Origin of the sequence: Asticcacaulis benevestitus DSM 16100 = ATCC BAA-896 (assembly GCF_000376105.1) — a bacterium.
Classification (GTDB): Bacteria; Pseudomonadota; Alphaproteobacteria; order Caulobacterales; family Caulobacteraceae; genus Asticcacaulis; species Asticcacaulis benevestitus.
Genome location: NZ_AQWM01000015.1, coordinates 40775 through 65877, shown reverse-complemented (window position 1 = coordinate 65877; position 25103 = coordinate 40775). Strand labels below are relative to the sequence as shown.

The following is a 25103-nucleotide window of genomic DNA, read 5'->3' as shown; positions in this document are numbered from 1 at the left end:
GCCCGCCAAGTCAACACGCTGTCATCCAATTGTTATGACATTCCCCCTTTACGTGAGAGGATTCTGCACATCCAATGCCTTAAAGCAACACAGGCGATTGTGATCGTGTGGTCAAGCAGGCCTCACACGCTAAGGGACAAAAAGGCGGTCGCCTCAAAGCCCCGGCAGACATGAAGCTTGACGGCCACCGCCATAAAAATCGCACTTTAAAGTGGAGCGCCGGCGCGTATCGGCCGAGGCTTTTTTGCGGCCCTGTTGCCTTGACAGCCTATTCGCAACCACATCTGACGCGGCGGATCACACAATCTTCACATTTCAGACGGTTTTTATAGACAAATCGCCGGCGTTTGTATTATTTGATATGACAATAGCCATATTGGTCAGCATTAATATCGCGCCAATTTGCAAAAATGATGTCTGCGCGCCATCCTGCCATGCCGGGGCGAAGGAGACCCATCCCGTCAATATCCGATGCCTGGAAATAAATGCCTGGAAATAAATGATTGTCATGAAAAGCAATTTTTCACCCGCTTTTTACCTTGGTGTTGATGGTGGCGGTACAAAATGCCGCGCAAGGCTGCGTAACGAGATAGGCGATATCCTTGGAGAGGCCGAAAGCGGCCCCGCCAATATCCGCTTAGGGCTCGATCTGGCCTGGACCAACATCATGGCGTCGATCGACAAGGCGCTGGCAAAGGCCGGCCTGACACGTGACATTTTCCCGCAAACCGCCGTGGGGTTGGGCCTCGCCGGCGTGGTGACGCCCAACGACTGCACCCGCACGCTTGAGGCCGCGCCAAAGGCAGATTTCGGCGCGCTGCGCGCCGCCGCCGATTATCATGTCGCCTGCCTTGGCGCCTTTGAGGGCCGCGACGGTGGCATCCAGATCGCCGGCACCGGCAGTTCCAGCTACGCCATCATCCGCGGCAAAGGCCATCCGGTCGGTGGCTGGGGCTTTCTTTTAAGCGAAACGGGCTCCGCCGCCGCGCTAGGCCGCGATGCGGTCGCCGCCGCGTTGAAGGCCCATGACGGCCTGGCCCCCGCCTCGCCCCTTGCTCTTGCGCTCATTGCCCATTTCGGCCATCCCGCCGCGATCATCGACTGGTCGGAACGCGCGCGACCTTCTGATTACGGCGCGCTGTCGCCCATCGTCTTCGACCACGCCCGCCAGCGCGATGGGATCGCCATCGGCCTGATTGAACAGACCGCCGCCGATATAGACACCTTCATCGCGCATCAAATCAAACTTGGTGCCCCGCGCGTGTGCTTGGTCGGCGGCCTGGGGCCCCACATCCGGCCGTGGTTGTCCGATGCCACCAAGGCGGTTTTGGCCGAACCAGCGACCGACATTCTCGATGGTGCTATTCTGCTGGCGCGCCAGCCAGATGACGCTACCATCGCGCTCAGGGAAGACGCATGACCGGATCCATTTTGCTCGAAATCTGCGTCGATACCGCCGAAGGCCTTGAGATCGCTGCCGCCCATGGCGCTGATCGTATCGAACTGTGCGCCAGCCTCGGCATCGGCGGCCTGACCCCCAGCATCGGCATGATGCGTCTGGCCAAGTCTATCGGCTTCCCGACCCGCGCCATGATCCGTCCCCGTCAGGGCGATTTTACCTACAGCGAGACCGAGCTGACCATGATGCTCGATGATATCGACTCGGTGGCCGCCATTGGCCTGGAGGGTGTCGTCGTGGGTGCCAACCAGCTGAGCGGTGAGCTGGATGAGCCCATGCTCTCGCGCCTGGTCAACCATGCCCGGGCCGCCGACCTTAAGGTCACCCTGCACCGCAGTTTTGATCTGGTGCCGGATCCGCTTGTGGCGCTTAACTTCGCCCAGAGCGTCGCGATCGACACCCTACTGACCTCAGGCTGCGCGCCATCGGCGATCGAGGGCGTCGACGTCATCGCCAAGCTTATGACCTATCTGCAAAGCCATCCCGCAACGCCACGCATCGAGATCATGGCTGGCGTCGGTATCCATGCGCAGAATGTCGGTGAGATCGTCCGCAACACCGGTGTGCGTGCGGTCCATGGTTCTTGCAGCAAGGCCGCGACGGTCACGTCAGGCGCCTCAGATTTTGGCTATGCCGATCACCGCCGTACCGACCGGCAGCGCGTCACAGACCTGCGTGAAGCCCTGGCGCCCTTCCATATCGTCGCCGCCCAGTGACGGACGAAAAGCCGGCGATGATGTAACATGACGTTTTTGCACAGATTGCCGGACCTGGCACCCACGCGCGGACCGCTCTATCTTCAGTTGGAGCGCGTCCTGCGCGACGCTATTCTCGACGGCGATACGAGCAGCAGCGCCCCCTTGCCCACCGAACGTGACCTCGCCGAGCGCTACGGCATCTCACGCATGACCGTGCGCCGCGCCCTTGGCGATCTGCAGCGCAAGGGCCTCCTGACGCGTCGTCAGGGCGCCGGCACCTACGCAACGGCGCGCGCCATCACCCAGACGTCCGGACTTAAGGGCTTAGGTGAAGACATGGCCATCAGCGCAGGCAGCACGCATAGCGTCGTGACGGACCGCAGCATCGACACGGTGACGCCGCAGGACGCCATCGCCCTCGACCTGGGTCCGGGCGCCCGCGTCTACCGCTTCAAACGCGTTCGCTATGTCGACTTAAGCCCCATCGCCACCGAGATATCTCTGGTGCCGTGGTATTGCCTGCCATCGGAACATACCGTCGAAGAGTCGCTCTACAGCGCCCTGAGGGAGGCTGGCAATGCCCCCAGCCGTACGCTGCAACGCTTGCGCGCCATAGCGCTCGCGGCCGAGGAGGCCAAATTGCTGAAGGTTGAGACCGGCACGCCCGGCCTGTTCATAGAGCGCCAGGGTTACCTGCGTGACGGCCGGACCGCCGAACTGACACGCGCCTGGTATCGCGGCGATGCCTCCGATGTGATAGCCGAGATTTCCCTGACCGAAGGCGCCACCAACCTGTCGAAAGACCAGGCCACGCCTTTCGTTCCCGCCTGAGACGCGCGAGACCGTCACGTTATGGTCAGGGCATAATGCGGAAATTCAAATTGACCCTATAATACCAATGTCATATATAAAAAAGGCAGCCCTCTGACGGTTGTTATAACAATAGCCTGTTGTATAAAAATTGAACCGGGGCCGCAGGAATAGATGACGTTGACCAAACGTGTTGCTTCAGACGGTAGCGTCAAGACCGCCTCCCTATACCTCCAGCTTCAGGAGTCGCTGCGGCAACAGATTACCAGCCGCCAACTGGCGCCCGAAGACGCGATCCCCACGGAGCGTGAACTGGCCGAAGCCTACAATGTCTCGCGCATCACCGTGCGCAAGGCGGTGGATGGCCTGGTTTATGAGGGCCTCTTGACCCGCCGCCAGGGCGCCGGCACCTTCGTAGCCACGCGCGTCGAAAAGAGCTATTCCAAGATGTCCTCCTTTACCGAGGACATGATCTCGCGAGGCCGCGTGCCCAGCAGCAAGTGGCTGTCGAAATCGGCAGGCAGCGTCAATCCGGAAGAGGCCATGACCATGGGACTGTCGCCTGGCAGCCTGGTTTATCGCTTCAATCGCATGCGCTTCGCCGATGGCGTGTCCATGGGCCTCGACTATTCCACCGTGCCCGGCGATTGCCTGCCCTCGCTCGAATCGGTCAACGAGTCCCTTTATGAAGCTATGGAGCAGTTCGGCACACGCCCGATCCGCGCCCTGCAACGCCTGCGCGCCGTCGCCTTCAATGCCGAACAGGCCGGTCTCCTCGGCATCCCGGTGGGCTCACCCGGCCTTTTGATCGAGCGCCGCGGCTTTCTCGCGGATGGCCGCCCGGCGGAGTTCACCCAGTCCTATTATCGCGGCGACGCCTACGACCTGATGTCCGAGCTCAGTTACAACCCATAAATTTTTATCAGGGAAACGATTTTTATCGTTGCCAATCCCAAAGGCATCGGTAGAGTTGTCATGACCAATAAGAGGCAGTTCAGGCTGCGAATCCACAATAGCCTGACGCCGTATTTCGCTCCTAAGTAAATGTTGTCGCCCCTTATCGTTGGGGACGAAGCGTTGATCCAAGGGCAGGAAGCAAGGATGGACATGACCACTTCGACACGACGCCACCTTTTGATCATGGGCGCGGCCACCGCCGCCAGCCTGTCTGCGGCGAGCGCTTTCGCAGGTTCGACCGCGCGTCCCAAACCGTTTGGCGCCACGCCCTCACCGCGCCAACTGGCCTGGCATAAGCGTAACACCTATGCCTTCATGCACTTCACCATCAACACCTTCACCGATCGCGAATGGGGATTTGGCGACGAGTCGGAATCCCTGTTCAACCCGACAGATTTCAGCGCCGACCAGATCGTCGAAGCCGCCAAGTCCGGTGGCCTGACGGGTCTTGTCCTTACCGCCAAACACCATGACGGTTTCTGCCTGTGGCCCAGCCGCTATACCGAACATTCGGTGAAAAACAGTCCCTACAAAAACGGCAAGGGTGATATCGTCGGCGAGATCTCCGATGCTTGCCGCCGTCACGGCTTGGCCTTTGGCGTCTATCTGTCGCCGTGGGACCGCAATCACGCCGAATATGGCCGCCCGGCCTATGTTGAGTATTACCATAACCAGCTCGAAGAACTGACCACGCAGTATGGCAAACTGTTCGAGGTCTGGTTCGATGGCGCCAATGGCGGCGACGGCTACTATGGCGGAGCACGCGAACGTCGCAAGATCGACCAGACCTATTATCAGTGGGACAAGGTGCGCGCCCTGGTGCGCAAGAACCAGCCCGACGCCGTCATGTTCGCCGACGAGCACATGGACATTCGCTGGGTCGGCAACGAGCAAGGCGTCGCGGGTGATCCGTGCTGGCCAACGTGGGACACCTCGACCTACAGCCAGCAAAAGGCCAATAGTGGTGTACTCGGAGGCCCCATATGGGATCCGGCTGAAACCAACGTCTCGATCCGTCCCGGCTGGTTCTGGCACGCCGACGAAGCGCCGCGTTCCGCCGCCAACCTGACCAAGATCTATTTTGAATCGGTCGGCCGCGGCACCAATCTGCTGCTCAACCTGGCGCCCGACCGCCGGGGGCGCATACCCGATGCCGATGTCGCCTCGCTGAAAGCCTGGAAGGCCATCCGCGATGCCGGTTTTGCCAAAAACCTGGCTCTGGGCGCCAAGGTAACGGCGAGCAGCCGTTTCAATACCGCCCTCGCCGCAGACAATGCGCTTTCCACCACGAGCTTCTGGGCCGCCGCCGAGCGCGATACGGCAGGCGCTTGGCTTGACGTGGCCTTGCAAAAGCCTGCGACCTTCGACGTGATCCGCCTGTCGGAAGACCTGACGCTCGGCGTGCGGGTCCATGACTATGCTGTCGACATCTGGAAAGACGGCGCCTGGGCCGAGATTGCCCAACACACCGCGATCGGCGACGAACGCCTCATCCGCCTCAGCCAGCCGGTGACAACGACGCGCGTCCGTGTGCGCATCCTGACCGCCGCCGCCTCGCCGGTTATTAATAATTTTGGGCTGTTCCGCCTGCCCGATACGCTTGAAGAACCCGCTATCAGCCGTGATCAGCAAGGGATCGTTACCCTGTCGGCGCCTGAAAAAGGCCTTGAAGTGCACTATACCCTCGACGGTACGACACCCACCGCCGCCTCGCCCCTGTTTACCGCCCCCTTCGCTTTGAGTGATGGCGGCATCGTGACGGCGATCGCCCGACGGTCTGAGACCGGCGTGACCAGTGCGCCGATCACACGCGACTTCGACGTGTCACCCACTCTTTGGAAGGTGCTGGCCGCCAATGGCGATGCGCCGGAGAACCTGCTGAAAGGCGGCACATTCGCCGGCACGGAGGGCCAGCCGGTCGATATCGTCCTTGATCTCGCCAAGAGTTATACTCTGAAGGGCTTCACCCTGCGCCCGGCCGTCCATGATATCTTCTTAGGCGTCGATATCGTCGCCCGCATGGGCGCACCCGCCGGGTACGAGGCCTTCGTCAGCGAAGATGGCAAGACCTGGGGCCAGCCGGTCGCCAGCGGCGAATTCTCCAACATCGCCGCCAGCCGCACCGAACAGAAGATCCGCTTTGCCGCCCCGCATCAGGGCCGTTACCTGCGCCTGCGCCTGCCACGCGCCGTACAGGACAAGCCCATCATCGTCACCGGCAGCCTCGGCATCATCACCCGCTAAACGCCCGTTACCGCCCGCTACAGATCAGAGATACCATGACCCGCCTTGACGCTTCCCGCCGCCAGTTCATGACCCTTGCCGGCGCCACAGCCGCCATGCTCACCCTGCCGGCCGCCATGGCGCGCGCGACGGACATAGTCAGTATCGCCCCGGCCTATCCCCTGACCGGCGCAGATCCGTGGGACGCCTTCAAGGCCTACGATCCGGACACCAACCCGTCAGCGCCCTTCTTCCGGTCGCATGTCCGCCGCGCCAAGCGCATCGCGCCCTTTGCCGCCACGCAAGCGCATCCGGCGCAAAATCCCGATGTGCCCGGCGGCACGCTCCTGGCCGCCTACCTGACCCTGGCCGGGCCGGATGAGGATCTGAACCGGACGCGCTACCAGACCGGCGCGCGCAGCCGCGTCCATGTCGAGCGCTCATGGCAGTATCAGGATATCGTCGTCGCCTGGAACACGACCGGCTATGTGCCCAATGCCGCCCTGATCGACGCCGCCCACCGCAATGGCGCGCGCATCCTGGCCACCATGTTCCAGCCCGACAAACGCATGTTCGACGGCTCGGACCTGCCACGCGCCGAAGTCGCCCAAAAGCTCGTCAACCTGGCCGCCTATTTCGGTTTCGACGGTTATTTTGTCAATTTCGAGAGCTATACGGACGACGACGCCCGCGCGGTGCAAGACCTGATTGGTTTGATGCAGGTCGAAGCCGCCAGACAAGGTCTTGGCGACTTCCACATCCAGTATTATAACGGCTATACCGATGCGGCCGCCGTCTGGCCGGGCTCGCCTCATGTCGATGGCCGTCCGCGCGAAGCCGATGCGCCCCGCGCCAATTCAATGATGCTCGATCAGGGCTGGAGCAATTACGGCCTGACGCGCGGATGCTGTTCCGGCCATCCGATACCGGACGTCTCGACCCTCGCCCTGCCGCAATACGATCCGCGCAATATCTATTATGGCCTACAGCTCTATCCGGGGCCCGGCTATCTCGGCCTGATGGCGCCGGTTGTCGTGACGCCCAATGGCGGCCCCGCCTCCGGTGGTTTGCAGGTCTATAGTGCCGAAGACGGCCTGCGCAAGATCGGTCGCGCCCGCCTTGATCAGCTCAAGGCCTCGACCAGCCTGTCGGCGCAGGACCGCGAAGACCTCGCTGATCTGACCGACCCGAAGCGCACCCGTAAGGCCTGGTATCGCCTGCATCGTCAGTTCTGGTCGGGCAAGTCGGGCAATCCGGCGCGTAACAATACGCCGACCGCCGCAGAAGCCGTCATCTACGGTCCGGCCGATGTGCGCAAGATCTATACCGACTACGAAGCACCCGGCAAACCGACCGACCAGTTGCGCCTGCCGATTACCTATGGCGTTGCCAACTTCATCGCCGAGCGCTCGATGATAGGTGCCCTGCCCTTCGTGACGCGGTTCAATACCGGCGAAGGCGACCGTTTCTTCCTTGACGGCGTCAAGGTCGCCGAAACGCCGTGGTTCAACCTTGGCATTCAGGACGTGCTGCCGACCTGGGCGTGGTGGACCAAGCCGCTCGACCGTCCGCTCAACGCCGATACGGGTGCCGAAGGCCTGCTGGAGGTCGATTACGATTTCGACGACGCTTATAATGGCGGCGCATCGCTGGCGATCACTGGCAAGCTTGGCGCCGAGAACGCCATGGAGGTGCGTCTCTATAAAACGAAGATCGCGGTCGACAACAAGACCACGCTTGGCCTCGTTTTTAAGGGCGGCGCACGCGGTCTGATGAAGGCCGGCCTGGTCTTCGAGGACGCACCCCAAGTCACCGAGTGGATCAACATCAAGGCCGGCAAGGCGCTCACATCCAGCTGGAAACAGTGGGCGCAAAGTCTCGCCAAGTATGCGGGCCGCACCCTGGCGGTCGTGTCGCTGGGCTTCGCCTCCTCCGGCAAGACCACGGCCTACCGCGTCAATATCGGCGAGCTGTCGCTGACCGATGTCACAAGGGTCAGCCCCGCTCAGCCGCAAGGCTTCAAAATCGCACAAAGCCGCGTTCAGTCTGGCGGTCAGTCAGCCGAGCTGCAGCTTCAGTGGACCCTCGATGCCAGCGTGCCCTATTATGATATCCTGGCCGTGACAGGTAAGGGCAAGACCTGGCTTGGCCGCATTACCGGCGACGCCTACTATGTCAGCGACCTGCCGCGCGAAAAGGGCGCAGGCCAAACCGTCCTGCATCTGGTGCCGGGCGATGGGAAACCGGCGATCGTGACCTTTAACTGGGTGTGACGCGTCGCAGACGCGAATTACATGTCTCTTGAGCAAGACATCTGCTATCACGGCGTGATGACAGTCAGAGAGTTTGTCTTGAACGCAAGGTCGTGGCCTTCGGAACCAATGTAAGTGGAGAGCGCGATCGACAATCTCCCCTTCATGCTCGACCTGGGATGGTCCGAAGTCTTTGCCGATCAGATGGGTGCGGACGACGAAGGCTATCGGCCTTACCGCATCGCTGAGGTGCATCGCGCCCGCTTGAGCGTCATCTCGGACACCGGACTTCTGCGGCTCACCCTGCCGCCGCGCGCCAACACCGCCGAATATGCCGTGGGCGACTGGGTGCTCGTCACACCGGACACCCTCCTTCTGCACCGGCGCCTCGATCGCAAAACGGTCCTGCAACGGCATGTCGAGGGCCAGCACATGCAACAGCTTGCCGCGGCCAATGTCGATACCCTGTTTATCGTGACCTCATGCAATGCCGACTTCAACCCGGCGCGTCTGGAGCGCTATCTGGTGATGGCGAATGAAGCCGGCACGACGCCGGTGCTCGTCCTGACCAAGGCCGATACAGTCTCAGATGCCGAGACCTATGCCCGTCAGGCCGCTGGCTTACAGCGTGACCTTCCCGTAGTTACGCTCAATGCCCGGTCGGACGAGGCCGCGACGGCCTTGGCGCCCTGGTGTCTAAAAGGCCAGACTGTAGCCCTCGTGGGCTCCTCAGGCGTGGGCAAATCGACCCTCGTCAATACCCTGGCCGGCGCTGGCCAGTCTCCACAACAGACGGGCGGGATCCGCGAGCAGGATGCCAAAGGCCGCCACACCACAACCGCCCGCTCTCTCCATGCCATGTCGGGCGGGGGATGGATCATCGACACACCGGGGATGCGCAATCTGCACGTCGGTGACGTGGCCTATGGTATCGACACCCTGTTTGCCGAAATCACCGAACTGGCACCCTTGTGCAAGTTCAGCGACTGCAGCCACGCCCACGAGCCAGGCTGTGCGGTGCGCGCCGCGGTTGCGTCCGGCGCACTCGATGAAGAGCGTGTGGCGCGCTGGCGCAAACTGCTCGAAGAGAACGTCAGCAATACCCCGGTCCAGACCGGGCCGCGTGGCAACAGGACCTTGCAGCGCAAGAACAGGTAAGTGCGCCTTGCCTTTCCGGCCTATGAACGCCTGACGCAATAACCCACGTCCCGCGAAGGCAAGGTCGCATTGGGCAGCAGGCCAGCATCATCGAGAAGCGCGTCAATAATTTCCGTGGTGCATTTATGTTGAACATCGCCATTCGTGATGACCGTAACCGAAGGCCCCGCCGCCCCGGCTTCGAGGCCTGAACGGGCATAGCCTGTGGTCATGACCAGATGGGTCATGGTTGGCGAGCGCCTGACAATATCCTGCAGGATGTGCGCTAACGACACCTCACCCTGGCTCAGATCGAGTCTATGCTGTCGTCATGGTGGCTGGTGGCCTCTATAAGACCTGAAACCCAGACATTCCGACCATCCTCCCGGTCCTGGCTGGCCTCAAGGGCGGCGCCCACGTCATGCAGAAAGAGATCAAACGGCAGGGCCAGATCATCAAAGGCGTAAAGATGAAGGCGCTTTTTCAGGACTCTGCTCTCCATCACTTCCCCTAAGATCAGCCGCTCCAGCGGCGTGAGGGCATCAAGCGAAAGTGGTGGGTGAATAAGTGTATAGGCATAGGCGCCGATCATGTGTCTACTCCTGAAATTCAGCGCCTTCACCTCACTTTATTAAAGACTATAAAAAATATGAGAAGAATGACGCAACTCATAAAAACAAAATCAAATGCTAAAGTCATGACATCAACACTTAAACTCTGATATATACATAGTGCCTTCCCTAAAGATCTTGATCAAACCACATTAACTCACGAATGCGTCAGACGCATGTGATGGTTTAGATGTCTGCAACCTTCTTTATCCATTGGCCTCGACCGGCGTCAGCGCGAATAGGCCTAAAATGTCTTCGCGTTATGGCCATCGAACCTTAAAGGGGCACATGATACCGAATGCGGCTCAAACCAAGAACACGGCCCAAAGCCCGCAAAACCTGAGTTCCATCCACATCCCGAGCTTGGACCCACCTGCTAAAACTAAGTGGTCGACCCATAGATCTCGGAAAGCGTGGTTCCCTTTAGACGAGTCGTCGATCACCCCAATTCGGGGATAGATGTTGCACGCCAATCTACATCGCAAAGAGGATAAGAGTGGCGAAGTGTGGATAAATGTGCCTCGTTTCTTGAGAATAAGTGAAAGTTTTTTCGCGCAATACACGTATTAAGAGACAAATTAGCATTTCGTTCACAGCATTTTTATAGAAAACCTTAAGTGTGTCATGCTCGAAACATCGATATGACCCCACAGTTTTCCGTGAAAAGTGTATTGCGTATGTATATGTTCTCCAATGGGCTCGCTGCGGGCGCCAGTCGTTCGTGGGTTGACAAAGTCCCACGCCGTTGGGGCAAAGACCTTCTGAAATTGCTTACAGTTGCAGCGCTTATCGCGTCAACGGCTTGTGGGGGTGGTGGCGGGGGCGGTTCGTCACCGGCATCGTCTGGCACCACGTCTTCGTCCGCAGCCGTCATCGTTGCGCCTACTGCCGCAGACGCAAGCCGTCTTTTGGCGCAAGCGACGTTCGGCGCCACGGACGCGGATATTACCGCTATCACACGTTCCTCTTATAGTGCGTGGGTGGACGGACAACTCGCCCTAGCGCCGGGAAGCTCTCACTTGACCTGGATGGATCAGCGGTTGACAGCCCTGCGCGCTGCCAATGCAACGGCAAATGTGTCGTCGAGCCAGTTTTACGAAAGCTTCTGGATGCAGGCCGCAAAAGGCGACGACCAATTGCGCCAGCGCGTGAAATTTGCTCTCTCGGAAATTTTCGTGACGTCTTTTACCGGCGCATCACAGTCGCCGCGCGGCCTGGCCTCCTACTATGACATGCTGGGCCGAGATGCTTTTGGCAATTTTCGCACCCTGTTACAGGATGTCACCTACCATCCGGCTATGGGCCTCTATCTTACCTATATGGGCAATCAAAAAGAGGATGCAAAGACAGGTAGGAACCCGGACGAAAATTACGCCCGCGAAGTCATGCAGCTTATGACGATTGGTTTGTGGGAACTGAACACGGACGGTACACGCAAAACCGACATGACAGGCAATCCGATCCCGACCTATTCGACGGAAGATGTGAAAGGGCTTGCCAAGGTTTTCACCGGGCTCAGTTGGTATTCGCCAACGCCAAACAATTCGACCTTTTGGGGCGGTAGCAAGAACGTTGAAGCCTACACCACACCGATGATCATGTATAATAGTGCGCATTCCACGTCGGCTAAAGCCTTCTTAGGCTCTACGATTTATGCGACCACAGTGGCAGACGGAAATGGTGAGGTCAGCAAGGCGCTTGACACCTTATACAACCATCCGAACGTTGGGCCCTTCTTGTGCAGACAGCTCATTCAGCGGCTCGTGACCTCGAACCCAACCGCACCTTACATTAAGCGCTGTGCTCAGACCTTTAATAACAATGGATCGAGCGTACGCGGCGACATGGGCGCTGTCATCAAAGCGATCTTGATCGATAGCGAAGCACGGACGGTGTCGACGGATGCAAGTTATGGAAAATTACGCGAACCTGTGGTGCGTCTTGGTAACTGGATGCGGAGTTTCGACGCCGCTTCGGACAGTGGGAATTGGCTGATCACGTCAACAAGTTCGCAAAGCCAATTGAACCAATCCCCGTTGACGTCTCCTTCGGTGTTCAATTTCTTTCGGCCAGGCTACGTCCCGGCTAACACAATCATTGGCAATAAGGGCAAGGCGGCGCCCGAGCTACAGATTACGGACGAAGTGTCGGTTGCAGCCTATGTCAACACTATGCAAACAACCATCGAGAAGGGGATCGGTTCCAGTTCGGATGTAAAAGCCGCGTATAGCAAGGAACTGGCGCTAGCCAATGATCCCGTCGCACTCGTCAACCGCATTGATCTCCTTTTAGGCGTCCGCATGTCGGCGACACTTCGTGCTCGCATTACAGACGCAGTGACCGGTATTGCTATCCCTGCCGCCGGCGCTGCGCAGGATACAATCGATACGGCAAAGTTAAACCGTGTTCGCCTGGCCATACTCCTGACCATGGCCTCCCCTGACTACATCGCCCAGAGATAATCCCATGACCTCGCAACTCGACAGACGACAGTTTCTCCGCTTCGGTGCCGGTATGGCCGGTCTTGGCGGCGCCGGTGCCTTTGGTTTGCAACTGGCCGCGGCGGGATCCGCGGCAGGGGCAACGGCCAACGACTATAAAGCCCTCGTCTGCATCTACTTGTATGGTGGAAATGACGCGAACAATATGGTGCTAGCGACCGATACAGATAGTTGGACGCGCTATTTTTCGGCACGCAATCAAGGCGAAGATCCCATCGCCCTCATGCCTGTCGGTACCGCCGCTGTTCCTGTAGGCCAAGTATCCTCGGTTACCGGTCGCACATCATCGCTTGGCAGGCCTGAAGCGCTGGGCGGTGTTCTACCCGTTACTCCGCGCACGACCCAAGCCATTCCTGCCGGCACGGTTTCGAGCAATCGTACTTTTGCTTTGCATCCAGCGATGGGGCAGGCAAAGGCCTTGTTCGACGCTGGGCGCCTCGCCATCCTTGCCAACGTCGGCACGTTGATCGAGCCGACCTCAAAAGCACAATATGCCGCTAAGAGCGTTAAATTACCGGCGAGTCTCTTTTCGCATAATGATCAGCAGTCGACCTGGCAAGCCGGAGCAGCTGAGGGGGCAAGGCTTGGATGGGGGGGGCAAATGGGCGACCTTCTTGCCAGCATGAACGGACAAAACACTATCTTCACCTCCATCACGACCTCGGGTACTGCTATTTTCCTCGCGGGAAATTCGATTGTGCAATATCCACTGAGCGGCGGAAATGAACCTGCGTTAAAAGTCACCGGCGCGAGCGCCAGCTCACTTTATGGCTCAAAGACGGCGCCAGCGGCTTTGAAAGCCATTATAACGGACACGACGTCCACGAGCGACCTTGCCAATGATCATGGGCTTATAGCGGCACGTTCTGTTGGCGCCGCCAGCGTCATCAACACCGCTTTCACTCAACCCGTCGTCACGGCTATCCCCGCCCCGCCCGTCTACACCAATCCTGCAAAGGGAAGTGTAGAAACGAACAGTGTCGCCGTTCAGTTGAGAACGGTCGCGCGTATGATCGCCACAGGACCCACCTTTGGGCTGAAGCGACAAGTGTTTTTCGTCAACGGGGGAAGCTTTGACGACCATGACAATCAGAATGTCGCCCAAGCGAATAGCTTGGCAAAGCTTGCGCAGGCCCTCGCCTATTTTGACAGTGCCCTTGCCGATATAGGTGGATCGGATATGCGTGGAAACGTGACAACCTTCACCGCTTCCGACTTTTCGCGTACATTTAATACGAACGGTGACGGTACCGACCATGCCTGGGGTGGCCACCATCTCATCATGGGGGGCGCCGTCCGGGGTGGTGACATTTATGGCCAGTTCCCAACCGTCGGCATGGAGTTAAGCGGTTTTAGCAATCCAGATATGAGCGGTGGATCCTTCATACCCACCACCTCGGTGGACCAATACGCCGCGACTCTGGGAAGCTGGTTCGGTGTCGATAGCACTAACCTCAATACCATTTTTCCAAATCTACGTAATTTTTCCAAACAGAATCTCGGGTTTGTCTAATAAAGTCGCTTAGCGCTGTTGATTTTCATCTGAAATTGCCCCGTTTCCTCACGCATGGGCCATGACCGGCGTATCGAAACGTTTCCGGATATGATCAAGGATGTTCTTCGCCAGTTCTTCTTCTCCGAAGAACACCTCGCCCATCTTTTCGCGGCGCAGGAAGTCCACCTCGTCCTGGCTATGCGTTCGCAACACGACCTCAACCGCTGGATTGATGCGCCGCGCCGTATCGACCATCTGGCTGATATTGATTAGATCAGGCGTGGCGACGACGAGCATGGCCGCCGTGGCGATATGGGCCTGTATCAGAACATCCGACTGCGTGGCGTTGCCAAAAACAGCCGCCTTGCCCTGCGCGCGCAGTTCCTCGACACGATCGCGGCTTTCCTCCACGACGACATAGGCGATGCCTTGCGCATCGAGCGACTCGGCCAGCCATTTGCCGACACGGCCGAAGCCCACCACGATCACCTGGCCACTGAGATATTTATCGGCCGTCGTATCCGGCAGGACCGCCAGCACGTCGTCACTGCGTTCGTGAGCGCGCGCCAGCGAAGAATGTTTCAGCACCCAGGCACTGGCAGGTTCGATCGCCTTGAAGACGAAGGGATTGAGCGCAATGGAAATCAGCGCGCCAGCCAGCAGCAGGTTCATGCCCTCCTGCGGCAGAACGCCCAGACTGACGCCCAGTCCGCCGAGGATGAAGGAAAACTCGCCGATCTGCGCCAGACCGGCTGCCACGGTCAGGGCCGTATTGAGCGGATAGCGCAGGATAAGTGCCAAGGCCGCCGCGGCTACGCCCTTGCCGAAAATGATGATGCCGACGACCGCCAGCACCTCAAGCGGCTTTTCGACCAGCACCATGGGATTGAACAGCATCCCCACCGAGACAAAAAACAGCACCGAGAAGGCGTCGCGCAACGGCAGCGATTCCTCGGCCGCACGATGGCTGAACTTCGATTCCCGCATCACCATACCGGCGAAGAAGGCGCCAAGCGCGAACGACACGCTGAACATTTCAGACGCGCACCAGGCTATGGTGATCGCGGCGGCGATGACCGCCAGGGTGAAGAGTTCGCGCGTGCCGGTACGTGCGACCTGCAAAAGAATCCATGGCAAAGCGCGGCGGCCCACCAGCAGCATCAGGGCAATAAACGCGCCGACGCTCAAAAGCGTCTTACCGATTTCCACCCACAGATTGCCAGTGAAAGCCTGGCCCGTCCCGCCGGTGGCCCCTAAAAGCTGCGCCAGCGGCGGCAGCAAGACCAGCACCAGAACCGTCACCAGATCTTCGACGACCAGCCAGCCAACGGCGATCCGACCGTTTATGCTATCAACCGCCTTGCGCGCCTCCAGAGCCTTTAGCAGCACAACCGTCGAGGCGCAGGACAGGGACACACCGAACACAAGCGCCGCGCCGAAATTCCACCCCCACCCCCACATCGCCAGCGCCATGCCGAGCAATGTCGCAAGTGACATCTGCACGATGGCGCCCGGCAGGGCGATACGCTTGACCGACATCAAATCCGCCAGCGAGAAGTGCAGGCCCACGCCGAACATCAGCAGCATGACGCCAATCTCGGACAACTGCGCAGCGATATTGGTATCGGCGACAAAGCCGGGCGTGGCCGGGCCTATCAGTATACCTGCGAAGAGATAACCGATCAGCGCGGGTAGTTTGATTTTTTCGGCGAGAAAGCCAAACACAAGCGCCAGTCCAAAACCGGACGCCAGCGTCGTAATGAGAGATATATTATGATGTTCCATAAGCCGCCTTTAGAGTTTTTGACAGAAAAGGCCCGCAACATTACGACTATACAAGGCGTATAAAGCGGATTACCCTTATAGTTCGGGTCACAACTCTTGATGTCAACCCAGGAACAGGCGCTTTATATTCACAGTTTCGTTGATCTGATGGCTTTTGGTCTTGGTGCTGGCCACGGCGCGCGATCTTCAGCTTAGAGCGTGTTCCGATCTGATTGGATCAGATTGGCTCTAATTTTTTGTTTTGACGCGCTTTTTTATTCGAAAAGTGCGTCACACTTTTCGAAAAAGCGCTCTAACGCGGCAACAGCCAGACCTGCGCCACCTGATGCCCGCGACCGCTGCCACCCAGACCGTCGGGCCGGGTCCATTCAAGGGTCAGCTCGCCATGGCGTGTCAGGGCTTGCGGCACATCCAGTTCGACGGTCATCGGATTGGACGTGCGTTCACTGAAATCGCGCAGCACCACGCCGTTCGCGGTAAGCCGGATCGGCAGGGCATAGCCTTCGCCGGCATAGACGATTTTCAGGCGGTAGGCGGTTTCAGGATCGAGCCGGTCATAGCGCAGGGTGATCGGCACTTCGTAAAGGGTTTCGGCATAGGTCACCCAGGCCTTGCGCCAGCCGTCATCGGGCGTCATATCGGCTATGCCATCGATGGCGCTTTCATACATTTCCGGATCGCTGGCAAACCCGGGCCCGCGCACCAGATGCGGTTCATGGCCCGGATCGCCGAGATCATCATAGAAACCACCCGGCGGCGTGACGTCACCGCCTGCGAGGGCTTTGAGGCGCACCGACCTTTGCAAGGGGGCTTTGAGCGCCTCGATCTCATCCATCTGCCGCGTCAGCCACACGCGGTCATTCAGCGACACATCGACCCGATCGAGATTAGCGCCGCGCTCAATCGCCGACGCGCCATAGAGCTTGACGCTGAGCTGCAGGCCGATATGGCTGTAAAGCTTGCCCGCCAGCTCAAAAAGCCTGGTCCGCAAGGCGGTAATATCGGCTGTATCGGTCGCCGCCAGCGCCAGACGTGCCGCGGGCATGTCGCCTGTTCTGAGGGCCGCATAGGCCTGCGCCTCACGCACCCGCTCCGCCATGACGCGGCGGCGGACATAGGCGTCATAGGTGGCGCGATACCACGCCATCTCAAACCGCCAGTTGTCCGGATGGGCGGGTGCCATGTGCTCGAAAAGCGCCAGGGTCGGTTCGATACCGTCATTCCCGGCCACCGGTCCGTCCCAGTTTCGCTCCAGCGCCGTCAGCGCCTCGGCAAACCCCGGATCGCCAAGAAAGTAGCGGCCATAATCGGCCAGGATGGCATCGCTGTCGGTGTTGGCATGCCAACCCAGTTGTGACCACACCATCTTGTTGACATCATCATTCACCCCTTCGGAATAGGTGACGAAGCCATCGATATCGCCGGCGAAATGGCGAACAATATGGCTCTGGGCGCGCGGCTGCGGATTGACCGGTTCGCGGCCTTCGGTCAGGGCGAACGCCGGGTCCCACTGGGGCACCGGAAACTGCGCGTGCATCGTATGGGCGATGTCGGGGTAGAAGATAAGCTTGTAGCGCGCCGGGATACGCGCCCGCTGCACCGGCAGAGGATCGCGCGATTGCGGTCCGAAAAAAACGCCGGTCAGCCAGTCAGGTTCCTTGGCTAGGAGCGCGTAAAACCGCTCATACTGCGCCTTGTCAAACCCTTGCGCTGACAGCCAGACCGTCGCTTTGGGATGATAGCGGTGAAGAATAGCCACTTCGGCCGCCACCAGGGGAAACAGCACATCGGGTTGGGTATGGCCGGGATCGCCGCCGGGAATATAAAGCGCATCGACCTTGGGCAGGCGCTTCACCAGGTCTTCAAAGCGCGCCAGTTCAACAGCGCGAGTGGCGGGCTTCGTGTAGTCATCGCCCATCTGGGGATAGTAGAGATCAAAATCGAGGCCGTATGTCTTCATCAGGCCCGACACGCCGATCGCCATGTCCAGCGGGGCTGTGGTAAATAACGGGCTTGCCGAGGCATCGTCCGACACCGGCGCGATCCACTGGACGCCGTTGGCGCCGAAAACGGCCAGATCGCGAACCTGCTGCTCGAACATCGCGAGCGTGAAAGCATCGTAGCTATTGTTCTTGAAGCGGTAGCCGATCTGATGCGCTCTAAAAGCCATCTGCGGCGCGGCATGGGTCTCAGGCGCCGCAGGCCCTTTGCGGAGCATGTAACCAACGCCGAAAAGGATGCCGCGATCGTCATCACCGGCCACGATCAGACGGTCACCGATGCGCATGACCGTGTAGGCTTCGGGCGTCAGCGGCGGCAGGGCTTTAAGCCTTGTGTGCCACAGCGCCTTATCGGCGCCAGACAGTAAACCGGCCACCTCATCACGGCGCGCGACCACAACCGAACCATAAACTTGACGCGCCTCCAGCAGCGTCACCGCCGCCAGAGCCTGCGATGTTGCGTGCGGCGCGGTGATCACCCCATTTTCGCGCGCCAGAGCTGGCTGGGCCAGCAGCAACACAAGCAGGATCAGACCACGCCACATCCGCCTAGCCAAACACGCTTTTCGCCGGCACCACCAGATCGGTTTTCGCGGCGTCGCATTGCGCGTAGACAAAGCCCTTCTGAATGGCGAAGGCGCCGACATCGCCCTTGGTATTGAGGGCCAGGAAGCCAACCTGCAGGGTCTTTACCGCTTCAGGGCGACGCTTGACGATCCGCATGACGGCCTCTTCGCAGGCCTGTTGCGGCGTACGACCCTGACGCATCAGTTCGACGACGAGGAAGCTTCCGGCATTGCGGATGACCTCTTCGCCCACGCCGGTCGAGGTGGCGGCGCCAATTTCGCCATCGACATAGAGGCCTGCGCCGATGATCGGGCTGTCGCCGACGCGGCCGCGCAGTTTCCACGCCATGCCGCTGGTGGTGCAGGCGCCCGACAGGCGTCCTTGCGCATCCAGCGCCAGAATGCCCAGCGTATCGTGGTTATGCACGTCGCCCGGCACGACGCTGCCCGGCGCATGGCCATAGGTCGACATCTCGCTGTTGGCGACCGGCGCGTAACGGGCTTCCTTCAGCCAGTCCTTCCAGGCCGCTTCGGATTCCGGCGTGAGAAGTTCTTCCGGCTGGAAACCCTGTTCTATGGCGAATTGCAGGGCCCCAGCCCCGACCAGCAGGACGTGCGGTGTCTTTTCCATGACGCGGCGCGCCACCGAGATCGGGTGGGCGATATGCTCCAGCGCCGCCACCGCACCGCAGCGCCAGCGCTCGTCCATGATGCTGGCATCGAGCGAAACATGGCCGTCACGATCCGGATAGCCGGCGCGACCGACGCTGTGGTTCTTCATATCGACTTCGGGAATGCGCGCGCCGGCCTCGACCGCATCGAGCGCATGACCGCCGGTTTTGATGACCTCCCACGCCGCCTGATTGGCCGCCACACCGAAATCCCAGGTCGAGACGACGATGGGCTTTGACGATGACGCGGCCGACGCTGTGCCGGCGATGCCGAGCAGGGACGAGACAGCCAGGGTAGTTTTGAAAAAGTCGCGGCGATGGGTCATGACGGTGTCTCTCAGATAAAGGAAGGCGGACGATCGGTGATCTTGGCGCCGAAGTCGGGATTGGGTTGTGGCCCCATGTCGAAGGTGAGCCGGCCGCCGCGCATCAGATCGGCATGGGCTATCCAGCTTTTTGTATAGGGTTTGCCGTTCCAGCGCACCCCTTGCACATAGATATTGCCAGCGCTGTTGGCCGGCGCGTCAATGATCAGCTTACGGCCGCCACCTATGGCGATCTCCGCGTGTTTCACCAAAGGCGAGCCGAAAATATAGTTCGTGCTGACCGGATCGACGGCATAGAAGCCAAGCGCGCTCATCAGATACCAGGCACTCATCTGACCGCAATCTTCATTGCCCTCCATGCCGTCGGGTGCGGCGCGGTACATGTCACGCATCAGTTCGCGAACGCGGCTTTGCGTCTTCCAGGGCGCGCCGGTGTAGGCATAGAGGTAGGCGACGTGGTGGCTCGGCTCATTGCCGTGGGCATATTGCCCGACCAGGCCGGTGATATCGTCGAGGCTCTTCTCATTGGCGTCAGACTTTTCGCTGAACAGGGCGTCGATCTTGGCCTCGTAGGCTTTCAGGCCGCCGAAGAGGTTGGCATAGTTATAGATGTCGTGCTGGTTCAGGAAGGTGGCCTGCCAGCCATTGGTCTCGGTATAGTCGCGCCACTTGCTCTGGTCGTGACCGAGCGAATGGGGGTTGTAGGGGGTGACCCACTTGCCATCCAGCTGCTTGCCGCGCACAAAGCCGACTGTGGTGTCAAAGACATTGCGGTAGTTTTGCGAACGCGCTTTCAGCGTTTTCGCCGCCTTCCCTTCGCCGACATAGGCCGCCAGTTTTGACGTGCACCAGTCCGAATAGGCATATTCGAGTGTGCGCGACACCGCCTCATCGACCGTATCGGCCGGGATATAGCCCATGCGGCGATAGAGCCCAAGCCCATGCACATCATCGACAAACGCGCGTTTGGCCAGCACGGCGTAACCGGCCTTGTAATCGACGCCCTTCACGCCCTTGGCGGCGGCTTCGGCCAGCACCGAGGCGCAATGATAACCGATCATGGTGTCGGTTTCGCGCCCCTGCAGCGGCCAGATCGGCACACCGTCGGGGCTTTGCTCACCCATGCGTACCAGCGCGCCGATCATGCCCGGCAAGCGCTCTTTCTGCGTGATCGTGAAGAACGGGTGGACGGCGCGATAGGTGTCCCACAGGCTGTAGGTCGAATAGCTGGCCTCGCCGGTTTTCAGGGTGTGGACCGCATTATCCATGCCGCGATAACGGCCGTCGACATCCTGGAAGATCGTCGGCGCCAGAAGCGTATGGTAGTGCGCGGTGTAGAAGATTTTTTTGTCGGCCTCACTCGCCATATCGACGCGCACCCTCGACAGTTCACGCTCCCAGGCGGCATGCGCAGAGCCGCGGACACGCTCGAAATCGAAGTCAGGCAATTCTGCATCAAGGTTCTTCAGCGCACCGTCGATATCGACCGAGGAGATACCCACCTTGATGAGCAAGGGCGCGTTTCCGGCATCGGGAAAATGCAGGGCGGCCTTGAGATTCTTTCCCGTTAACGCCGTGCCGCTCGCGGGCTGGTCATCGCTATAGAGATCGGCGCGTGCAAACGGCCGCGACAGTTTGAGCGCGAAGAAGATCCAGCGCCCCTTGGCCCACTGGAACACCTGACGACCGCCAACGATCGTATCGTTGCCGATGAGCTTTAGCGACAGATTGTCGAGGATGAGCTCGCGTTCACCCCACCAACTTATCGCGCCGTGTGCCAGATCGAGCATGACGTGCCCGCCCTCTCCTTGCGGGAAGGTGTAACGGTGCAGGCCGACCCGCGTCGTCGCCGTCAGTTCGGCCTTGACGCGGCTATCGGTCAGATCGACGCAGTAATAGCCGGGCGCGGCCGTCTCAGACGTGCGGTCATAGCGCGAACGGTAGCCGGCGTCGGGATCACTGAGCGGACCCGGCGTCAGTTTGACCTCACCCGTGGCCGGCACCAGCAGAACATCGAGCATGTCAGGACAGCCGGTGCCGCTTAAGTGGGTGTGCGAAAAGCCCATGATCGAGCCGTCGTTCTGGTGATAGCCAGAGCAGGAATCCCAGCCCTGATTGCTGGTATCGGGCGAAAGCTGCACCATGCCGAACGGCATGGTGGCGCCGGGATAGAGGTGACCGTGCCCGCCGGTACCAATAAAGGGATCGACATGATCGCACAGGGAGCCTGAAGCGGCGAAACCGGTATAGGGCAGAACGCTGATCGCAGCACTGCCTGCCAGGACCTGACGTCGGGAAATCATGGCCATGTCCTTAACTCAGTAGGGCCGGCTTTTCAGCCAGCAAGGTCAAAATCAGTTCACCAAAGAGGCTGTTGGCCCAGGCAAACCACGAGCGCGTGAAGATCGCCGCGTCATCCTTGCCAACCGATTCATTCATGAACCCACGGGGCGCGGCGGCGGCTTTCAACTCGGCCAGACAGGCCTTGATCTCGGCGTCGTCCGTGCTGGTCAGGGCCTGCATCATCAGCGCGATCGGCCAGACCGTGTTCAGGCCCGAGTGCGGACTGCCGACGCCCTTGAGCACCTTGCCGGCATAGTAATAGGGATTGCGTGCGCTCAAGACCGCCGCGCGGGTGCGCACATAGAGCGGATCGTCCTTGGCGCAGAAACCAAGATAGGGCAGGCTCAACAGGCTCGGCACATTGGCATCGTCCATGAAAAGCGCATTGCCATAGCCATCGACCTCATAGGCCCAGATGTCATTGCCCTCAGCATCCTTCATCTTGCCGTGGGCGTGCATCGCGGTCTCGACCTCGGCGGCCAGCGCCAGACAGTCGGCCTTGAACGCCGCGCCCAGACCAGTCATCTCGGAGATATCGGCGAGCTGGCGCAAGGAAACAACGGCAAAGGCGTTGCCGGGGATGAAGTAGGGATAGGTGCAGGCGTCGTCCGACGGCCGGAAGCCGGAATGGATCATGCCGGTGACGCGGGTCGGCCAGCCATAGCCATGCGCCAGAGTTTCGGTCGGCTCGGACGCGGTGCGATTGAACTTGTAAGGCCCGTCGCCCTCTTTACGTTGCTGATCGCGGAAGGTCTGAACGATCGTGCGCATGGCAGCGCGCCAGGTGTCATCGAACGGTGACACGTCCTTGGTAGCTACCAGATAGCCATGAGCCAGACGGATCGGGTAACACAGGCTGTCGATCTCCCATTTGCGCTCGGCCACGCCCGGTTTCATATCGGTCTGGTCGGTCTGCGACCACGACAGATCGGTCATGGCCTTGGGATCATGCATATAGGCGTTGGCGTAAGGATCGATCAGGATGCAGCGCGCCTGCCGCTGGATCAGACCCTGATAAAGGGTGCGTAAGGGTTTGTCGTTGATCGACAGCGGCAGATAGGGCGAAACCTGCGCCGAGGAATCGCGCAGCCACAACGCCTTGATATCGCCGGTGATGACGAAGCTGTCGGGTTTGCCGTCTACCACGCCGGTCTCGACCGTCGTATCGAGCGTATTGGGGTAGCAGTTGGTGAACAGGCGCGCCAGTTCCGGGTCTTTCAGGGCCTTGGTGGTCTTTTTGATGACCGCCTCGACGGCCGCGCTTTTGAACTTTCGCACCCCCGCCGGCGGCCGCACGCCATCCGCCACAATCGGCGACATGGTCGGTATATCCGCCAGCGCCCGTGACGCGGCCAGGGCTGCGATCGCCGCACCGCCCAAGATCAGTTGCCTGCGCTGCATGCCTTACTCCTATAATGCCACCAGACCGGGACGATCCCAGATCTGGTTCTTAGTCCCGGCCAGGGACCGCTCAGCACCTTCGTGCAGATCGAGCACGATGACCTCGTTCAAACCCGCCTTGAGATAGGGCGCCGGCACGAACACGGCGTGCTGCGGTCCGACCGACCAGTGCCGGCCCAGATTATGGCCATTGACCCAGACATAGCCCTTGCCCCAGCCGCGCAGGTCGAGGAAGCTGTAACCGACCTCCGTGACCTCAAAATGGCCGCGATAGAAGGCCGGTCCATCGACATGGCCCCTGGCGAATGTAAGCGCGCCCACATCATCGAGCGGCAGGCTGTAATGCGCCCAGCCGTTCAGGGTCTTGCCACCGAGCCTGACCTCACCGATAAGGCCCTTTTGATCCTTACCGATCTGGTCGCCATAGTTGATGCGGCCCATGGTATCGACCAGCACCTCAACGACGTCGCCCTTTCGGGCGCTGATATCGAGGCTGGTTTCATGATAACGGCGGTCGAGCGTACCCGCCGGCGCCCCGCCGACCGATACCATGGCATAATCGCGCACCTCCCCAAAACTGAGGGCCCCTTTAAGCGCGGTCGTGGCCTTGTGACGATAAATCATAATGCCATGAGGCTGATCGAGTTGCTCCAGCGTGCGGGGCTGTGCCGCGCTCACCGGCTTGCCAAGAAGCTGGCTTAAGGGTGCGGCCTCGCTCAGGCGGAAACGCTTGATATCGATGGCCTTTTCCGGTTCCGGCATGGCGGTGAAACGCTCGGCCGGCAGATATTTCTGGAATAAGGCCTTGGCCGCCTCGTACTTCGGCGTCGGACGGCCAGCCTCATCGAGCATGGCGTCATAATCGTAGCTCGAAATATCCGGCTGGTAGGTCTTGCTGTTCTTGTCGAAATTGGCGCCGGCGTCGAAGCCGAACGAGGTGCCGCCGTGCAGCATGTAGAAGCTGATGGAGATCTTGTTGTCGAGCATCCATTGCAGGCTCTCGATCAGCGGCGGGATCGGCATGGACGAGTGCATCTCGCCGTAATGGTCAAACCAGCCGCCCCACAGCTCGGTGCACATGCGCGGACCGCCGGTCTTGAATGTATCGTAAGCGGCAAACTCGTTCTTCGCCTTGTCGTGTGTGCCGAAATTGATGCCATTGAAGAGTTCCGGCAGGGCGCCGTTCTGCAGCACAGCTGCACCATCGACGGTATAGAGCATGCCGTCAAACCCCGCGGCGCGCACCTGATCCTTGACCGCGCGCATATAGACGAGGTCGTTGCCATAGGAGCCGTATTCGTTCTCGACCTGGGTCATCAGGATCGGCCCGCCCTTGTCGATTTCGAGGTGGGCGACCTCCTGACCGATCCGTTTCATCCATTCGCCGGACGGCTGCATGTAGCGCGGATCGAGCGAACGCGGCTTGATGTCCGGATCGTTGAGGAACCAACCGGGATAGCCGCCGCTGTCCCATTCGCCGCAGATATAGGGACCGGGACGCAACAACACCCACAGGCCTTCTTCCTGCGCCGTCTTGATCCAGGCCGCCAGATCGAGATTGCCGGAGAAGTCGTATTCACCCTTGCGGCGCTCATGCGCATTCCAAAAGACGTAGGTACAAAGCATGTTGAGGCCAAGCGCCTTCAGCTTCTTCAGGCGATCACGCCACAGCTCACGCGGGATGCGCGGATAGTGCATTTCGCCGGCCATCAGATGGATCGGCTTGCCATCGAGCACAAAGTCATCGCCGGCGATGCCGAAACGGGCATTGGCGGCCAGCGCCGCACCGGCCGGAATCAGCCCCCCCATGGCCGCGGTGGCGCTTAGGGCCGCCAGGAAATCTCTGCGGGTCGTCATGATCGAACTCT

18 protein-coding genes are annotated in these 25103 nt (G+C 60.0%); 9 read left to right on the top strand and 9 right to left on the bottom strand.

Annotated features, from left to right (window positions below; genetic code table 11):
• Positions 1 to 315: 315 nt before the first annotated feature.
• The gene (locus tag B060_RS0114740; protein WP_018082566.1) at positions 316 to 510 is read right to left on the bottom strand and encodes a hypothetical protein; all 195 of its coding nucleotides are present in this window, start codon (positions 508 to 510) and stop codon (positions 316 to 318) included.
• Between B060_RS0114740 and B060_RS0114735 the strand changes: the two genes are divergently transcribed.
• The 7 genes from B060_RS0114735 (at position 509) to rsgA (ending at position 9557) form a co-directional block, all read left to right on the top strand.
• Positions 509 to 1420 carry a glucosamine kinase nucleotide-binding domain-containing protein gene (locus tag B060_RS0114735; protein WP_018082565.1) on the top strand — a complete coding sequence of 304 codons (912 nt, stop codon included), beginning with the start codon at positions 509 to 511 and terminating at the stop codon, positions 1418 to 1420. The two genes, B060_RS0114740 and B060_RS0114735, sit on opposite strands and share 2 nt — an antisense overlap.
• Positions 1417 to 2175, top strand: coding sequence for a copper homeostasis protein CutC (locus B060_RS0114730; RefSeq protein ID WP_018082564.1), 759 nt, complete (start codon positions 1417 to 1419; stop codon positions 2173 to 2175). Before B060_RS0114735 ends, B060_RS0114730 begins: the two co-directional genes overlap by 4 nt.
• A gap of 27 nt (positions 2176 to 2202) precedes the next feature.
• The gene (locus B060_RS0114725; RefSeq protein WP_018082563.1) at positions 2203 to 2988 is read left to right on the top strand and encodes a GntR family transcriptional regulator; all 786 of its coding nucleotides are present in this window, start codon (positions 2203 to 2205) and stop codon (positions 2986 to 2988) included.
• A gap of 153 nt (positions 2989 to 3141) precedes the next feature.
• A complete protein-coding gene (locus tag B060_RS0114720; protein ID WP_018082562.1) occupies positions 3142 to 3882 on the top strand; it encodes a GntR family transcriptional regulator in 741 nt (246 codons plus the stop codon).
• Positions 3883 to 4068: 186 nt separating this feature from the next.
• Positions 4069 to 6168, top strand: a complete 2100-nt coding sequence (locus tag B060_RS0114710; RefSeq protein WP_018082561.1) for an alpha-L-fucosidase — start codon at positions 4069 to 4071, stop codon at positions 6166 to 6168.
• Between the two features lie 35 nt (positions 6169 to 6203).
• Positions 6204 to 8420, top strand: a complete 2217-nt coding sequence (locus tag B060_RS0114705) for an endo-beta-N-acetylglucosaminidase (RefSeq protein ID WP_018082560.1) — start codon at positions 6204 to 6206, stop codon at positions 8418 to 8420.
• 114 nt (positions 8421 to 8534) lie between these two features.
• Positions 8535 to 9557, top strand: a complete 1023-nt coding sequence (gene rsgA, locus B060_RS0114700; protein ID WP_018082559.1) for a ribosome small subunit-dependent GTPase A — start codon at positions 8535 to 8537, stop codon at positions 9555 to 9557.
• Positions 9558 to 9577: 20 nt separating this feature from the next.
• Here rsgA and B060_RS0114695 read toward each other — a convergent pair whose 3' ends face one another.
• Positions 9578 to 9784, bottom strand: coding sequence for a hypothetical protein (locus tag B060_RS0114695; RefSeq protein WP_018082558.1), 207 nt, complete (start codon positions 9782 to 9784; stop codon positions 9578 to 9580).
• A gap of 59 nt (positions 9785 to 9843) precedes the next feature.
• Positions 9844 to 10128, bottom strand: a complete 285-nt coding sequence (locus B060_RS0114690) for a hypothetical protein (RefSeq protein ID WP_018082557.1) — start codon at positions 10126 to 10128, stop codon at positions 9844 to 9846.
• Between the two features lie 786 nt (positions 10129 to 10914).
• Between B060_RS0114690 and B060_RS0114685 the strand changes: the two genes are divergently transcribed.
• The gene (locus B060_RS0114685) at positions 10915 to 12609 is read left to right on the top strand and encodes a DUF1800 domain-containing protein (protein ID WP_026172865.1); all 1695 of its coding nucleotides are present in this window, start codon (positions 10915 to 10917) and stop codon (positions 12607 to 12609) included.
• A 4-nt stretch (positions 12610 to 12613) separates the two neighbouring features.
• Positions 12614 to 14161 (top strand): DUF1501 domain-containing protein, encoded by a 1548-nt coding sequence (locus B060_RS0114680; RefSeq protein WP_026172864.1) that lies wholly within the window; start codon positions 12614 to 12616, stop codon positions 14159 to 14161.
• Positions 14162 to 14209: 48 nt separating this feature from the next.
• On the opposite strand, the gene B060_RS0114675 is transcribed toward B060_RS0114680, so the two are convergent.
• The 6 genes from B060_RS0114675 to B060_RS0114650 form a co-directional block, all read right to left on the bottom strand.
• Complete coding sequence (locus tag B060_RS0114675) at positions 14210 to 15928, bottom strand: cation:proton antiporter domain-containing protein (RefSeq protein ID WP_018082554.1); 1719 nt, start codon at positions 15926 to 15928, stop codon at positions 14210 to 14212.
• A gap of 292 nt (positions 15929 to 16220) precedes the next feature.
• Positions 16221 to 18485 (bottom strand): hypothetical protein, encoded by a 2265-nt coding sequence (locus B060_RS0114670; protein WP_157405647.1) that lies wholly within the window; start codon positions 18483 to 18485, stop codon positions 16221 to 16223.
• A complete protein-coding gene (locus B060_RS0114665; RefSeq protein WP_018082552.1) occupies positions 18478 to 19491 on the bottom strand; it encodes a glycosylasparaginase in 1014 nt (337 codons plus the stop codon). The genes B060_RS0114670 and B060_RS0114665 overlap by 8 nt, the downstream gene beginning before the upstream one ends.
• A gap of 11 nt (positions 19492 to 19502) precedes the next feature.
• Complete coding sequence (locus tag B060_RS0114660; protein ID WP_026172863.1) at positions 19503 to 21794, bottom strand: GH92 family glycosyl hydrolase; 2292 nt, start codon at positions 21792 to 21794, stop codon at positions 19503 to 19505.
• A 10-nt stretch (positions 21795 to 21804) separates the two neighbouring features.
• Positions 21805 to 23235, bottom strand: coding sequence for a glycoside hydrolase family 125 protein (locus tag B060_RS0114655; RefSeq protein ID WP_018082550.1), 1431 nt, complete (start codon positions 23233 to 23235; stop codon positions 21805 to 21807).
• A gap of 9 nt (positions 23236 to 23244) precedes the next feature.
• Positions 23245 to 25092, bottom strand: coding sequence for a glycoside hydrolase family 35 protein (locus tag B060_RS0114650; protein ID WP_018082549.1), 1848 nt, complete (start codon positions 25090 to 25092; stop codon positions 23245 to 23247).
• Between the last annotated feature and the right edge of the window lie 11 nt (positions 25093 to 25103).

Bases quoted from the DNA above. Each gene is read 5' to 3' on its own strand.
- B060_RS0114655 (WP_018082550.1), bottom strand. From the start codon at position 23,235: ATGCAGCGCAGGCAACTGATCTTGGGCGGTGCGGCGATCGCAGCCCTG.
- B060_RS0114725 (WP_018082563.1), top strand. From the start codon at position 2,203: ATGACGTTTTTGCACAGATTGCCGGACCTGGCACCCACGCGCGGACCG.
- B060_RS0114650 (WP_018082549.1), bottom strand. From the start codon at position 25,092: ATGACGACCCGCAGAGATTTCCTGGCGGCCCTAAGCGCCACCGCGGCC.
- B060_RS0114710 (WP_018082561.1), top strand. From the start codon at position 4,069: ATGGACATGACCACTTCGACACGACGCCACCTTTTGATCATGGGCGCG.
- B060_RS0114690 (WP_018082557.1), bottom strand. From the start codon at position 10,128: ATGATCGGCGCCTATGCCTATACACTTATTCACCCACCACTTTCGCTT.
- B060_RS0114680 (WP_026172864.1), top strand. From the start codon at position 12,614: ATGACCTCGCAACTCGACAGACGACAGTTTCTCCGCTTCGGTGCCGGT.
- B060_RS0114730 (WP_018082564.1), top strand. From the start codon at position 1,417: ATGACCGGATCCATTTTGCTCGAAATCTGCGTCGATACCGCCGAAGGC.
- B060_RS0114695 (WP_018082558.1), bottom strand. From the start codon at position 9,784: ATGACCCATCTGGTCATGACCACAGGCTATGCCCGTTCAGGCCTCGAA.
- B060_RS0114720 (WP_018082562.1), top strand. From the start codon at position 3,142: ATGACGTTGACCAAACGTGTTGCTTCAGACGGTAGCGTCAAGACCGCC.
- B060_RS0114740 (WP_018082566.1), bottom strand. From the start codon at position 510: ATGACAATCATTTATTTCCAGGCATTTATTTCCAGGCATCGGATATTG.
- B060_RS0114705 (WP_018082560.1), top strand. From the start codon at position 6,204: ATGACCCGCCTTGACGCTTCCCGCCGCCAGTTCATGACCCTTGCCGGC.
- B060_RS0114665 (WP_018082552.1), bottom strand. From the start codon at position 19,491: ATGACCCATCGCCGCGACTTTTTCAAAACTACCCTGGCTGTCTCGTCC.
- B060_RS0114735 (WP_018082565.1), top strand. From the start codon at position 509: ATGAAAAGCAATTTTTCACCCGCTTTTTACCTTGGTGTTGATGGTGGC.
- B060_RS0114660 (WP_026172863.1), bottom strand. From the start codon at position 21,794: ATGATTTCCCGACGTCAGGTCCTGGCAGGCAGTGCTGCGATCAGCGTT.
- B060_RS0114675 (WP_018082554.1), bottom strand. From the start codon at position 15,928: ATGGAACATCATAATATATCTCTCATTACGACGCTGGCGTCCGGTTTT.